The organism is Flavobacterium ginsengiterrae (assembly GCF_039539785.1).
Classification (GTDB): domain Bacteria; phylum Bacteroidota; class Bacteroidia; order Flavobacteriales; family Flavobacteriaceae; genus Flavobacterium; species Flavobacterium ginsengiterrae.
On the sequence record NZ_BAABDU010000006.1, the window covers coordinates 529,619 to 542,127 of the forward strand.

Annotated in this window: 11 protein-coding genes; 3 read left to right on the top strand and 8 right to left on the bottom strand. The window is 35.0% G+C overall.

What is annotated here, in order from left to right:
• Nucleotides 1-268: 268 nt before the first annotated feature.
• Nucleotides 269-2,782, bottom strand: a complete 2,514-nt coding sequence (nirB, locus tag ABD859_RS18525; protein WP_345146110.1) for a nitrite reductase large subunit NirB — start codon at nucleotides 2,780-2,782, stop codon at nucleotides 269-271.
• 268 nt (nucleotides 2,783-3,050) lie between these two features.
• Here nirB and ABD859_RS18530 point away from each other — a divergent pair, with 268 nt between their 5' ends.
• Nucleotides 3,051-3,824: an META domain-containing protein gene (locus ABD859_RS18530; protein ID WP_345146111.1), complete on the top strand. Its 774-nt coding sequence runs from the start codon at nucleotides 3,051-3,053 to the stop codon at nucleotides 3,822-3,824.
• A 107-nt stretch (nucleotides 3,825-3,931) separates the two neighbouring features.
• On the opposite strand, the gene ABD859_RS18535 is transcribed toward ABD859_RS18530, so the two are convergent.
• A complete protein-coding gene (locus tag ABD859_RS18535) occupies nucleotides 3,932-5,221 on the bottom strand; it encodes a DUF2130 domain-containing protein (protein WP_345146112.1) in 1,290 nt (429 codons plus the stop codon).
• Nucleotides 5,222-5,505: 284 nt separating this feature from the next.
• A complete protein-coding gene (locus ABD859_RS18540) occupies nucleotides 5,506-6,387 on the bottom strand; it encodes a LysR family transcriptional regulator (RefSeq protein ID WP_345146113.1) in 882 nt (293 codons plus the stop codon).
• Nucleotides 6,388-6,594: 207 nt separating this feature from the next.
• Here ABD859_RS18540 and ABD859_RS18545 point away from each other — a divergent pair, with 207 nt between their 5' ends.
• Nucleotides 6,595-7,302 carry a class I SAM-dependent methyltransferase gene (locus ABD859_RS18545; RefSeq protein ID WP_345146114.1) on the top strand — a complete coding sequence of 236 codons (708 nt, stop codon included), beginning with the start codon at nucleotides 6,595-6,597 and terminating at the stop codon, nucleotides 7,300-7,302.
• Between the two features lie 99 nt (nucleotides 7,303-7,401).
• On the opposite strand, the gene ABD859_RS18550 is transcribed toward ABD859_RS18545, so the two are convergent.
• The 4 genes from ABD859_RS18550 to ABD859_RS18565 form a co-directional block, all read right to left on the bottom strand.
• Nucleotides 7,402-7,872, bottom strand: coding sequence for a DUF3291 domain-containing protein (locus ABD859_RS18550; protein ID WP_345146115.1), 471 nt, complete (start codon nucleotides 7,870-7,872; stop codon nucleotides 7,402-7,404).
• Between the two features lie 183 nt (nucleotides 7,873-8,055).
• A complete protein-coding gene (locus ABD859_RS18555) occupies nucleotides 8,056-8,334 on the bottom strand; it encodes a putative quinol monooxygenase (RefSeq protein WP_345146116.1) in 279 nt (92 codons plus the stop codon).
• 2 nt (nucleotides 8,335-8,336) lie between these two features.
• Nucleotides 8,337-8,942 (bottom strand): NAD(P)H-dependent oxidoreductase, encoded by a 606-nt coding sequence (locus ABD859_RS18560; protein WP_345146117.1) that lies wholly within the window; start codon nucleotides 8,940-8,942, stop codon nucleotides 8,337-8,339.
• A gap of 384 nt (nucleotides 8,943-9,326) precedes the next feature.
• Nucleotides 9,327-10,313 carry an aldo/keto reductase gene (locus ABD859_RS18565; RefSeq protein ID WP_345146118.1) on the bottom strand — a complete coding sequence of 329 codons (987 nt, stop codon included), beginning with the start codon at nucleotides 10,311-10,313 and terminating at the stop codon, nucleotides 9,327-9,329.
• A 115-nt stretch (nucleotides 10,314-10,428) separates the two neighbouring features.
• Between ABD859_RS18565 and ABD859_RS18570 the strand changes: the two genes are divergently transcribed.
• Nucleotides 10,429-11,274, top strand: a complete 846-nt coding sequence (locus ABD859_RS18570) for an AraC family transcriptional regulator (protein ID WP_345146119.1) — start codon at nucleotides 10,429-10,431, stop codon at nucleotides 11,272-11,274.
• A 176-nt stretch (nucleotides 11,275-11,450) separates the two neighbouring features.
• Here the strand turns inward: ABD859_RS18570 and ABD859_RS18575 are convergent, their stop codons facing one another.
• A complete protein-coding gene (locus tag ABD859_RS18575) occupies nucleotides 11,451-12,503 on the bottom strand; it encodes an SMI1/KNR4 family protein (protein WP_345146120.1) in 1,053 nt (350 codons plus the stop codon).
• Between the last annotated feature and the right edge of the window lie 6 nt (nucleotides 12,504-12,509).

Sequence of the window (12,509 nt, forward strand, 5' to 3'; positions counted from 1 at the left end):
TCTTAGCCCTCTTTTTACAATCAAGAGAGTTTTGATGGCGCAGTAAAAAAGAGGGTAAGAAGGACAGCAAACGTTTAATTTATTTTTTTTCTTTTTTTTTGGAGCTGATTTTTTTATTTGCCACGAAGGCGCTAAGACGCTAAGTTTTTTTCTATTCTTTGTCTTTTTTAATCTCGCAAAGTCGCAAAGACGCAAAGTTTTTTATTTTTTAATTCTTAGAATAAAACTTTGCGACTTAGCGCCTTTGCGAGCAATTCTAATTAGCTTTTTATGACCAGGCTTTTGGTGCTTTTTGATCTCTTAAGGGTACAAAAGCAATATTGTCGTCTTTCTCGTCTGAGTTTACAAAGTGATTGAAACGTTTTAATAATCTTGGTTTTTCAAGAACTTGTTTCCATTCGCATTCGAAAGTATTTACAAGCGTCTGCATTTCGGCTTCAAGCGTTTCGCAGATTCCTAAACTGTCTTCGATAATGACTTGTTTTAAATACTCTAAACCGCCGTCTAGTTTTTCTAACCAGGTTGAAGTTCGAATAAGCGGACCGGCAGTTCTTATGTAATACATTAAGAAACGGTCCATGTATTTGATTACAGTTTCTTTATCGATTTTTTCGGCTAATAAAACAGCATGTTTCGGATTTGCGCCACCGTTTCCTGCGATGTATAAATTCCATCCGCCTTCAACGGCAATTAAACCGAAATCTTTTCCACGGGCTTCTGCGCATTCGCGAATGCAGGCCGAAACACCACCTTTTAGTTTATGCGGAGAACGGATTCCTTTGTAACGGTTTTCGAGTTCGATGGCAAATCCGGCGCTGTCGTCCATTCCGTAACGACACCAGGCATTTCCAACACAGCTTTTTACGGCACGAAGTGATTTTCCGTAGGCATGACCGCTTTCAAAACCATTTTCAATTAAGATTTTCCAGATTTTTGGTAAATCACTTAAATGTGCTCCGAATAAATCAACTCGTTGTGCTCCAGTGATTTTAGTATACAAATCAAATTGTTTGGCAACTTCACCAATTACGATTAATTTTTCTGCTGTGATTTCTCCTCCGGCAACTCTTGGAACTACTGAATATGTTCCGTTACGTTGAATATTCGCTAAAAATCTATCGTTTGTATCTTGAGTTGTTACATGCTTATTTGCCGTATCGTTGTAAATACTCGAGAAAATAGAAGCGACAACAGGTTTGCAGACTTCGCATCCGTCGCCTTTTCCGTGATGATCAAGTACATCGTAGAAGTTCTCGTATTTGTTGATTTTTACCAAGTCAAATAATTCCTGACGTGTGTAGCTGAAATGCTCGCAAATAACCTCTTTTACTTCTTTCCCTAAAGATTTTTGAGCAGCTTTTACCAAATCCGAAACCATAGGTTTACAGCCTCCACAACCTGAAGTGGCTTTGGTTTCTTTGACGACATCTGAAAATGTTGCACAACTTTCATCTAAAATTTTACAGCAAATTGCGCCTTTTGTAACATTTTCGCAAGAACAAATTACGGCCGTATCTGGCAAATCCATTACGCTTCCTAAAGAAGAACCTTCAGAACCGTCGCGTGAACCCAGAATTAAATCTTCTGGATTTTTAGGTAATGCCATTTCGTTAATGTAAATCTGGAAAAGTGAATTATAATCGCTTGAATCGCCGACTAAAATTCCACCCAAAAGCTTTTTAGAATCTTTAGTAACGTTGATTCTTTTGTAGATACCGCTTAATTTATTTTCATAAATAATTGCCGTTACATCGTTATTTTCAATGAAAGGATCACCAAAACTCGCCACTTCAACGCCAATTAATTTCAATTGGGTTGACATATCGATGGTTTCTCTCATGGTTTTAGAACCATTTAAGATTTGTTCGGCGGCAACATCGGCCATTTCGTAACCTGGAGCAACCAATCCATAAATGTTTTGGTTATAAAGTGCAGCTTCACCAATGGCAAAAATAGAAGGATCTGAAGTTCGCATTTCATTGTTTACCACGATGCCGCCTCTTATACCGACTTCTAATCCTGAAACTCTGGCTAGTTCGTCGCGAGGTTTAATTCCGGCTGAAATTACCAGCATATCGACTTTTAGTAATTCATCATTGGCGAACATCATTCCGGTTATACTTTCTTTTCCGTCAATGTATTGTGTTGCTTTGTTGAGATGAATTCCGATATTTAATTCTTCAATTTTAGATTGAAGCATATCACTCGCGCCTTGATCCAATTGTCTCGGCATTAAACGTGGGGCAAATTCCACCACATGCGGATTCAATCCCAAATCGCGAACGGCTTTGGCTGCTTCGAGTCCTAAAAGTCCTCCGCCTAAAACAGCAGCTTCTGTAGCTCCTTTTTGTTTTATTTTTTTAGCGTAAGCCATAATTGCGTCCAAATCTTCGATGGTTCTGTAAACGAAAACACCTTCTTTTTCTACACCTTCAATTGGTGGAACAAAGGCTGAAGAACCTGTTGCCAGAACTAAGTAGTCATACGTATGTGTTTTGCCTAAATGCGTATGTATGGTTTTGGCATCGCGATTAATATCTGTAATTAATTCTGAGGTATTTAAAGTAATATTATTTTCTGCGTACCATTCGGTTGTAGACAATGATAAATCGTCTGCGGTCTTTCCTCCAAAGTATTCACTTAAGTGAACTCTGTCATAGGCGCGTCTTGGTTCTTCACCAAAAACGGTAACCTGATACTTTTCCTGTCCTGATTTTGCAACAAACTTTTCGCAAAATTTATAACCAACCATGCCGTTTCCAACTACTATTACTTTACTCATGATTTCTTTAATTAAGTATTACTACGCAAATATAAGTATTTATACTTATGCAAATACGTAATAAGTAATTTTTATCTCAATGATTTTTTGAAAATATCTACGTATTATGTCTTAATCTTTTACGTAGAGCGGGTTTTAGGCAAAATAGAAAATTCATAATTTTATCAAATTTGAATAGATTCTAAATAAGGATTTCAGAAAATTGTCGTAAATTCATAAGAATTTTACTTTTGTTTTGATGAAAATGAATATTCTAAATAGAAATCTCATGAAAAATATACTCGCAGTTTTGCTTTTATTAATGATAATAACGAGCTGTAAATCGACAGCAGGCAAAGATTCTAATACAACTTCTTCAGGAACTTCTACAGAAGAAGATTTACAATATTATTTTAAAGCCACAGGAAATGAACCGTTTTGGGGAATTAAAATAGGAAAAGACCAAATTCTTTTTACAACGCTTATTCCTGGAAAAGAAAGTATAACTTTCTCGCATTCAGAACCTATAAAAGCTATGGATGCCAATGTGAAGATGTATAAACTAAGTAACGACAAAACAACGGCAACCGTTTCTATTCAGCAATTAGATTGTCAGGATTCTATGTCGGGCGTGATTTTACCTTATAGTGTAAAAGTCGAAATCAAGAATAATTCAGAATTGGAAACTCAAAAACTCAGCGGATGCGGAAAATATCTCACCGATTATCGTTTGCATGATATTTGGGTTTTGGAAGAATTAAACGGTTATAAAGTTTTTGCAACCGATTTTCAGAAGGAAATGCCTAGGATTGAAATTAATTCTGCCGAAAACAAGTTTATGGGATATGGTGGCTGTAATTCTATAACTGGACAAATCTTTTATGAGAAAGATGTTTTGCGTTTTACTAAAGTTGTTTCAACTTTAATGGCTTGTCCACAAGGGAATAAAGAAGGCGAATTTTTAAAAGCGTTGCAAAGTACAACTGCTTATTCTATAGAAAATAATCAATTGACTTTATCGAATCCTTCCAGTAAATTGGTTGTTTTTAAGAAGGTAGATTAAGGTCATTTGTTCTCTCGCAGATTTAGCAGATTTTGGAGATTTTTTCTGCTCAATCTGCCAAATCTACGAGAGCTTTTAATTATCTTTTGATAAACTTTATATTTAAATTATTCAAACAATTCCTTAGGCTCCTCGTTTTCTTCATTATCGCCTTCAACAAAATCGAGTTCCAAAGCTTTTACACTCTGAACCGCATTTCCGGCAATACCGCGAATCGATCCGTACATTCCTAAAGTATTATGAACTACTTTTTCAATTTGTTTTTCACGCTGTTTCCAGATTCTCTGCATCGCTCTTTTCTCAGAATCCAGATCGCTTTGCATTTGAGTAAAACCTTCTACAATTCCTTCAATTTGCAAACGGAATTCATTGCTTGTTAAGAAATCATATAACATCGACATTTTATCGCCTTTATTTTCCTGCGCCTGTACCGCTTGATTGATCTGAATTAACGACTGACGTAAAACAGCACTTAAACCTTTAAATTCTTCATACGTACAAATCCAGATTCCGTCGCGCATTCCCATTCGTTCCATTCCAGAAGGCATGACTTCGGTTACTAAAACTCCGATATTGGCTCTTTTGGTACGAATATCATTTTTGAATTTCTCAATCCACGAAGGCTGAAATGCTTTTGTTCTTTTACTTTCGTAATAAATCGAACCGCAGTTTTGGTGTTCGCGTGTGTTCACGATTTGAAGACAATCAGCACCGTTTGCACCTTTTTTAACTTCGTCGATACTATCAAGTGGGAAGTTATTGGCAAGCCATTCTTCAATCGCCAATTCCATTACTTCGCCTTGTAATTGCATCGAACCTTGTTCCTGCTTGCGTTTCATTTCTTCGGTCAGCTTTTTTTGTTCTTCAAGCTGTTTCTGAAGTTCTTTGAATTTTAATTCGTTTTTATCGTCTTCTTGTTTTCTGATTTTTTCGCGTTCCAAAGCCAATTGTGCGTTTAACTGTTTTTCAGCTTCGGCTTGAATGGCATCTTTCATTTCCAGTTTTTCGCGCTGTAATTTCGCGATTTCACCTTCCATTTTATTCAGTTCTCTGATTTTTTCTGATTTTTCAGAGAGTTCTTTCTCCATTAAAAGTAAACGGTCTTTGTTTTCTTCTTCGAGTTTGGCTTTAAGTTTTTCGCCAATTTCTTTTTCGGCTGTCTTTTTCTCGCGCTCCAAACGTTCCGCAAAAAGTTCATTTTCCTGTTTTTTCTTGGCTTCAAATTCAGATTTGGCTTTCTCCAATTGTTCGTTTTTAAGCTCTAATTCACGGTTTTGAATAGTTGCTTTCTGTTGAAATTCTTTACGGATGCTGTCTTCCAACTGATGTTTTAAAACATCATTGACATCGATAGGAGTTCCGCAGTTTGGACACTGAATTGAAGATTGCTCAGCCATTTTTTTTTGATTGTATTATTGTAGAATTATAATTTGCTAAGGTATTTAAAAGTTCTGTTTTTCTGCTGTGGATTTCTGTACTAAATTGTAACGAATTTTTGTTATGGCCGCAAAGGCGCTAAGACGCAAAGTTTTATTGTCAAAGTAGCCAATAATGGTATGTCATCCTGAGCGAAGTCGAAGGGTGTACACTGTATGGATTTAGCATGTGTTCCTTCGACTTCGAAATGAGAATAAACTTTGCGACTCTGGGTCTTTGCTAGATTAAAAAAAATCTTTGTGTCTTAGCGACTTTGTGGCAATAAAAATTCAACCGCTGATTGCGTGATTTCAGAATGATCGTCTTTTGAAGTAATTAAAGAAACATTCGTAAACAAATTAACTTTTTTCAATTCGATAAATCCAATTTCTGAATCGGGATTGTTTTTGGCAATGTTGGATGGAACAATCGAAATTCCTAAACCGTTTTTTACCAATTGAACGATTGAATTGATATTGTTCGCTTCATGAATAATTTTCGGTGAAAAACCATAAAATGCACAAAGTTCCAATAAAACTTCATGATAATGCGGGGCATAATCTTTATTAAAGAAAACAAACGTTTCGTCTTTTAGTTTTAAAAGCTCATTTTCTGATTTTATCTGAACCGATTTTTTATTGTAAACCAAAGAAAATCCATCTTTAAACCATAAATGTGATTTTATTTTTGGGGAATGAATAGGCGATCGTATAATTCCCATTTCGATTTTTCCTTTTTCTAAAGCATCGATTTGTTTTGTGGTTGATACTTCAAATAATTTGAAATTTACGTATGGAAATTGCGCTTTCAAATGTTTTATTAAATCTGAAATTATAGACGAATAAATCGAACTGATATATGCGATTCTAAACTCACCCGAAACGTTTTCTGCAATCTTTTTCGTTTTTGTAGAAATGTGTTCTAAGTTTTGAAAAAGTTGTTTTACTTCTTTTTCAAAATATTTTCCGGCTTCGGTAAGTTCTACTTTTTTGTTGTTTCTAATGAAAAGTTTTGCCTGAAGTTCTTCTTCTAATTCTGCTATTTGACGGCTTAATGGCGGTTGCGAAATAAAGAGTTTTTCTGAAGCTTTCGTAAAGTTCAGTTCTTCGGCGACAGCCAGAAAATATTTTAAGTGACGTAATTCCATGATACTTTTAAAGTATTGTTTATTGATAAAAATAGTATTTTTAAAGTATATATTGAAGTTTTAGTTTTGATAAAAAAATATACTCTCGTAGATTGAGCAGATTATTAGTTTTGATAAAATCATTTAACTACAATTTCCAATCTATAATAGCACAAAGATTCGCTTGATCTGCTAAATCTGCGGGAGATTAAACAAAAAACAGACATAATGAAAAAATCAACTATTGAAGAAATCAGAGAACGTTTTGACAATGATGTTGAACGATTTGCCAATTTAGAAACGGGACAAGTTGCGACAATCGATGCAACAATTTCATTAGAATTAATAACAGAAGCTTGTAAAAGAATTGTTCCGAATGCGGAGAATGTTTTGGATATTGGCTGTGGTGCAGGAAATTATACTTTGAAGATGCTTTCGAAAGTACCAAATTTAAATTGCACTTTGGTCGATTTGAGTTTACCAATGTTGAATAAAGCCTTAGAACGAGTTTCTGCTGAAACTTCAGGAAAAGTTGAAGTGAAGCAAGGTGATATTCGTGAAGTAGATTTACCGGAAAATCATTTTGATTATATTTTGGCGGGTGCTGTTTTGCATCATTTAAGAGATGATAACGATTGGGAAACAACTTTTACTAAATTGTTTACATTATTGAAACCTGGAGGTTGCTTAATGATTTCGGACTTGATTACACAAGACACAGATTTGTTAAATGAATATACCTGGCAGCGTTACGGAAATTATTTGGAAGGAATTGGCGGAGCAGAATATCGTCAAAAAGTTTTGGATTATATCGAAAAAGAAGATTCGCCAAGATCAATGAATTACCAATTAGATTTAATGAAAAAAGTTGGTTTTTCTAAAGTCGAAATTTTACACAAGAATATGTGTTTCGGTGCTTTCGGCGGTATAAAATAAGATTTTTTTAATGTCCTGCAAGGTTTCCAAAACCTTGTAGGTCTTTTTCTTAGGACTTTGGAGATACCTACAAGGTTTTGGAAACCTTGCAGGAATTCGCTAGAGTTTAACCTCTTTTGGTTTTGGAAATTTATTTTTTAAATCAAAAACCAATTCTGATGAGCCGTTTTTCTGCAAATAATCTAATTTTTCTACCGCTTCTTCCATAGTTGGAATTTGTCCTTTTGGAATCCACCACATGGCTGTGTGTGCTTTTCCAAATTTTTGAAACCATTCTTTTCTACGTTTTAAGAACTCGCTGTGAAAGGTTTTGTACATATAATGCTCCAGAGTTTCGATACTTTCCCAAACCGAAACATTGATGATAATCTGTTCATCATTATATGGATTGAGACTCGTTGCATTATAATTGTTGTCGTCGTCTTTTAATCTCCAGACAAAACCTTCGCTTTGTTCTGCTAAAGCGTTTACGGTATCTAAGTTATCTACAAATTCTTTCATGATCGGGTCGTTGATGTCGACGCCTTTCATTTTGGCAATATTAATTTCAGCAAGATGATAGTTGCTCATAATTTATATGGTTCTGATTTTGCGGTAAGTTAGCTTTTTTCTGAATAATTATTTTGTAGAAATAAGTTATATCTGTAACAGTTTTTTGTCCTGCAAGGTTTCCAAAACCTTGTAGGTCTTTTGATAGGTAATAGATTAATACCTACAAGGTTTTGAAAACCTTGCAGGAATGCTTAGGATATTTTATAAAATCTGAGCTGTTTTGTAAACCTGAATTGGGCTTGAAACCAAGTTTTCAGTTTTTTGAATGAATTCCTTCAAATACGATTGATTATTATGTAAATCCAAACCAACCTGATCTTTCCATTCTTCCCAAAGAATAAAAACATTATCAGAAGTATGTAAATCGTAACGAATGCAAGCTGGTTCTTTTCTGGTTTCGGTTACCAGATGTGTCAGCATGTTTTGAACTTCAATTAAGTTCTCAGGTTTGCTTTTTAAGATGGCAGTAATTGAAATCATAATTATAAGTTTTTAAAGGTTTCTTCTAAATGTTTGGTGTAATTCTCTTTAAAGATAACGATATTTTCTGGTGTAGCGCCTTTTTCGACATCATGAAAATGAAATCCGTTTACGCGTTCCATTCCGGTGAATTTGTTCATTTTGTGGAAACCAAACATTACGCCGTCGTCTACAGAAGTTTCATCGAAGAATTCGCCTAGAAGCGTAAAAGCGGCTGCAGGAGCATTCCAGCTTGTGGTTAGCATGTATTTACGTCCGTGTAACATTCCGCCAGTTCCGTAATTGATGTCGGGATTTACACGGCTTCTTCCGTCGCTTTTGTAGATTCCGTTGTTGTGACCTTGTGTGAATACGTCGTCGATGTATTTTTTGAAAAGATTCGGTACTTGAAACCACCAAACTGGTGTGTGATAAATGATTAAATCTGCCCAAACGAATTTTTCGACTTCTTTTTGAAAGTCGATTTCGTCTTCGATGTGGGTTGTTTTAATTTCGTAATTGTTGTTTTTAGAAAGAAATTCAACTGTCCAATCCTGAACGGTTTTATTGAATTGTCCTCCTGAATGGGCAAATTTCTGCCCGCCGTTTATTATAAATATCTTTTTCATTTTTAATTGTTACTTCTTTTGAAAACGGATGTGTGAGGGATAGAAGTGGAAATCCTTTTGTCTCGTTTTTTAACGAGATAAAAGATTGCAACAGATAGCCCGACCCGCTTTTTTTGCGGGGCACACCCAAATTATTTTTAATGTTTAAGATTTTTTTAAACACATAGAAACAAAAGGTGATAAAATACTAGTTTTCTAATCTATTTGTCTCAAAGTTTGTCATTTCGACGAAGGAGAAATCTCCGCAAGTAGCTCCGCAACGAGAATCCAATCTTTGTCGAGTTTCTCGCGGAGATTTGCTTCGCCTATTCGCTATCGCTCGGGTCTCCTTCGTCGAAATGACAATATTGTGTGAACTATGTGTTTAAATATTTAAGCAAAGTATTATTTCACTTTTGAAATTGCCTGATTGATAAAATCTAATTCTGAAGCTGAAAGATTAAAATCCATTGCTTTGGCATTTGAAATGGCTTGTTCTGCGTTTCTGGCTCCGGCTAAAACAATTGAAATTCCTTTTTGCAAAGTTGTCCAGCGAAGAACTAACTGCGAAATTGAAATGTGTTTGTCATTTGCCAATGAACTCAATTCTTCGATTAAAGTTTTTACTTGTTGTAAATCGAATTTTCCGAAATAACCGTTTCTGTGATCGTTTTCCTTTAGTTTGCTGTCTGTGAAATATTTTCCAGTCAATAAACCTCTTTCCATTGGACTGTAAGCGATGATTCCGATATTTTCTGCAACTGTAAACGGAATTAAATCGGCTTCGATTGAACGGTTTAGCATGCTGTACGCCACTTGGTTTGAAGCAATCTGAACTGTTTTTTGTGCTTCTTTAATTTGATCAACATTGTAATTGCTAACTCCGAAAGCTTTGATTTTTCCTTGTTGGATTAGTTTTTCTACCGCTTCCATTGTTTCGGAAATTGGAGTTGTTGAGTCTGGCCAGTGAATTTGCAGTAAGTCGATATAATCGGTTTGAAGGCGTTTTAAGCTGTCTTCGATTTCTTTGATTACGTTTTCTTTTGATGAATATTTGTAAATCGGTACTTTTTTACCGTTATCGTCGGCGTCGAAAAAGAAATCACCTTTTCCGTTGTTGCTTCCGTCCCAAACCAAACCAAATTTAGTCAATAACTGAACTTTAGAACGATCTACGCTTTTTACGGCTTCGCCAATCATTTCTTCGCTTAAACCAAATCCGTAAAAAGGAGCGGTGTCGATTGTGGTAACGCCATTGTCGATAGAAGCGTGAATGGAGTCGATTGAATCTTTCTTTTCTGTTCCGCCCCACATGGTTCCGCCAATCGCAAAAGCGCCGTATGTTATGGCTGATAATTCAAGTTCTGAGTTGCCTAATTTTCTATATTCCATGATAATGATTTTTTTCGTTTAAAATTGATGAGGCAAAATTATACCGTTTTTACGAGTTGTATTTGGTATATATTTGTCTTTTTTAGGTATATTTGCATCTTCAAATAATTTCGACATGAAAAAAGAAAATTTATATGAGCCTTTTACGGTTTCGTTTGAAACGCTGAGTGAATATCCAGATGTGGGTGATCGTCATAATTTTTTCGAACTGGTTTATATTCTTGAAGGAACTGGTTCTCAATGTATCAATAAGAATATTTTTAGTTATGATCCAGGGCATTTGTTTTTATTGACGCCTGAGGATTGTCACAATTTTACGATTGAAACGGAAACGAAATTTTTCTTTTTAAGATTTAATGATATTTATTTGAAAAATTCGAGTCTGCAGAATGAAAATATTCAGCGATTGGAATATATTCTTCAAAATGCGAATCATCAACCTGGCTGTATTTTAAAAAATGATCCTGACAAATGTTTGGTAAAAGTGATGATTGAAGCGATCTGTCGTGAACATCAGGATAAAGATGTGTATAATCAGGAATTGATTCAGCAGTTAGTCAATACGCTGATTATTATTGTGGCGCGAAATATTGCGAAATATCTTCCGGAGCAGGTTTCTATTAGTACTGAGGCGAAAGCTATGGATATTCTGCAGTACATTCAGAACAATATTTATTATCCTGAAAAGATTAAAGCGGAATCGATAAGTGATTATTTCGGGATTTCGAATACTTATTTAGGTCGTTATTTTAAGAAACATGCCAGCGAAACTATGCAGCAATATATCAGTAATTATAAAACAAAACTGATTGAACACAGATTACAGTTCAGCGATAAGCGTATAAACGAAATTGCGTATGAATTTGGCTTTACGGATGAAAGCCATTTTAATAAATTCTTTAGAAAGCAAAAGGGGTATAGTCCTTCTGAATTTAGAAAGACGATTCGATTAAGTGCGTGATTTTTTTTGGCTACAAATTGTACGAATTTTTTTACTATTGAGGAGATTTTTATTTCACGCAGATTTTAATGATTAAGCTGATTTAAAATGTTTTTTTATAAATCTGCGAGAAACAAATAAAAAAATCTGTGAAAATCCGCGTCTTCGCGAAAGCGAATCCGTTTTATCCGCGTACTTTAATTTTCTTTCCCAATAATAAAATCAAAATGTTCGGTTTTACCAGTTTTGAGATTATTGATTTCGTTTTGAATTAATTCTTCCAGAGAATCAGCAACAATATCTCGAGACCACGATTCATTTTGAAGTTCAATGATTTGCCCGTATTTTCCTTTTGAAGCGGGATCGGTATCAAAAAGTAAATAATCGCCGTTTCTTCCTGTAGCAAACGGAATCCATTTTGGATTGGCGTAATTGTCTGTGTTGATTTTTTCGAAGTCAATTTCCTGTTCTGGAAGATCATCTTCGTCAAATTGTAAATCTTGAATTGAAATCCATTCTTCTGCAATGTCTTGAAACGGAATTAATTCGTAAGGCCAGTTATTTATTAAAATCTGAAAAGCAGAAGTTACACCGTCATAATCTACATTCTGAACTTTGTAGAAATTTACTAGAGCATGAGGGATGGTTATTTCGTCTTCAATAACCGAATGATTATTGATGTCTTCTTCTGAAATTCCTTCTGCAAGATTGTAATAATCATTGTTTTCAGAAACAATTTTGTTGATTTCAGAAATCCATTCTTTCCAAAGCGGTTCAAAGAATTTGAATTCGGGATCAACGGGCGCTGAAACTTTTTTCTCTTCTTCTTCGCGTGGAGAAATGCTTAAGCTTGTAATTTTGCCGTCTTCTTTATCAAACCAAACACTGATTCCGTTTAGGATAAAAGCACCGCTTCTGTCGCCTTTAAAAAGTTTTACAAGCTGTTTTTTATTGTTTTCGTAGTAGTGAAACAATTCTTCTCCATCGAAAATAAATTCTCCGGTAAAAATGCTTTTTGCACAATAATCATATTCTCTAACTTCAAACTCAATCGCTAGACTTTCTACTTGGTCTCCTTCTTTAGAAAAAGCCATAATTCCTTGATCGTCCCAAGTGTAAATATGATTGTACTTTTTTTTCGTGTATCTGGAATCTCCTAAAGCCTGTTTTAAAACTGTGATATCAATTGGGAATTCGATGTTTACGTTGTTGATCTGAAAGCCGTTTTTGGATAATTCAAGTTTTGCCATTGCTTC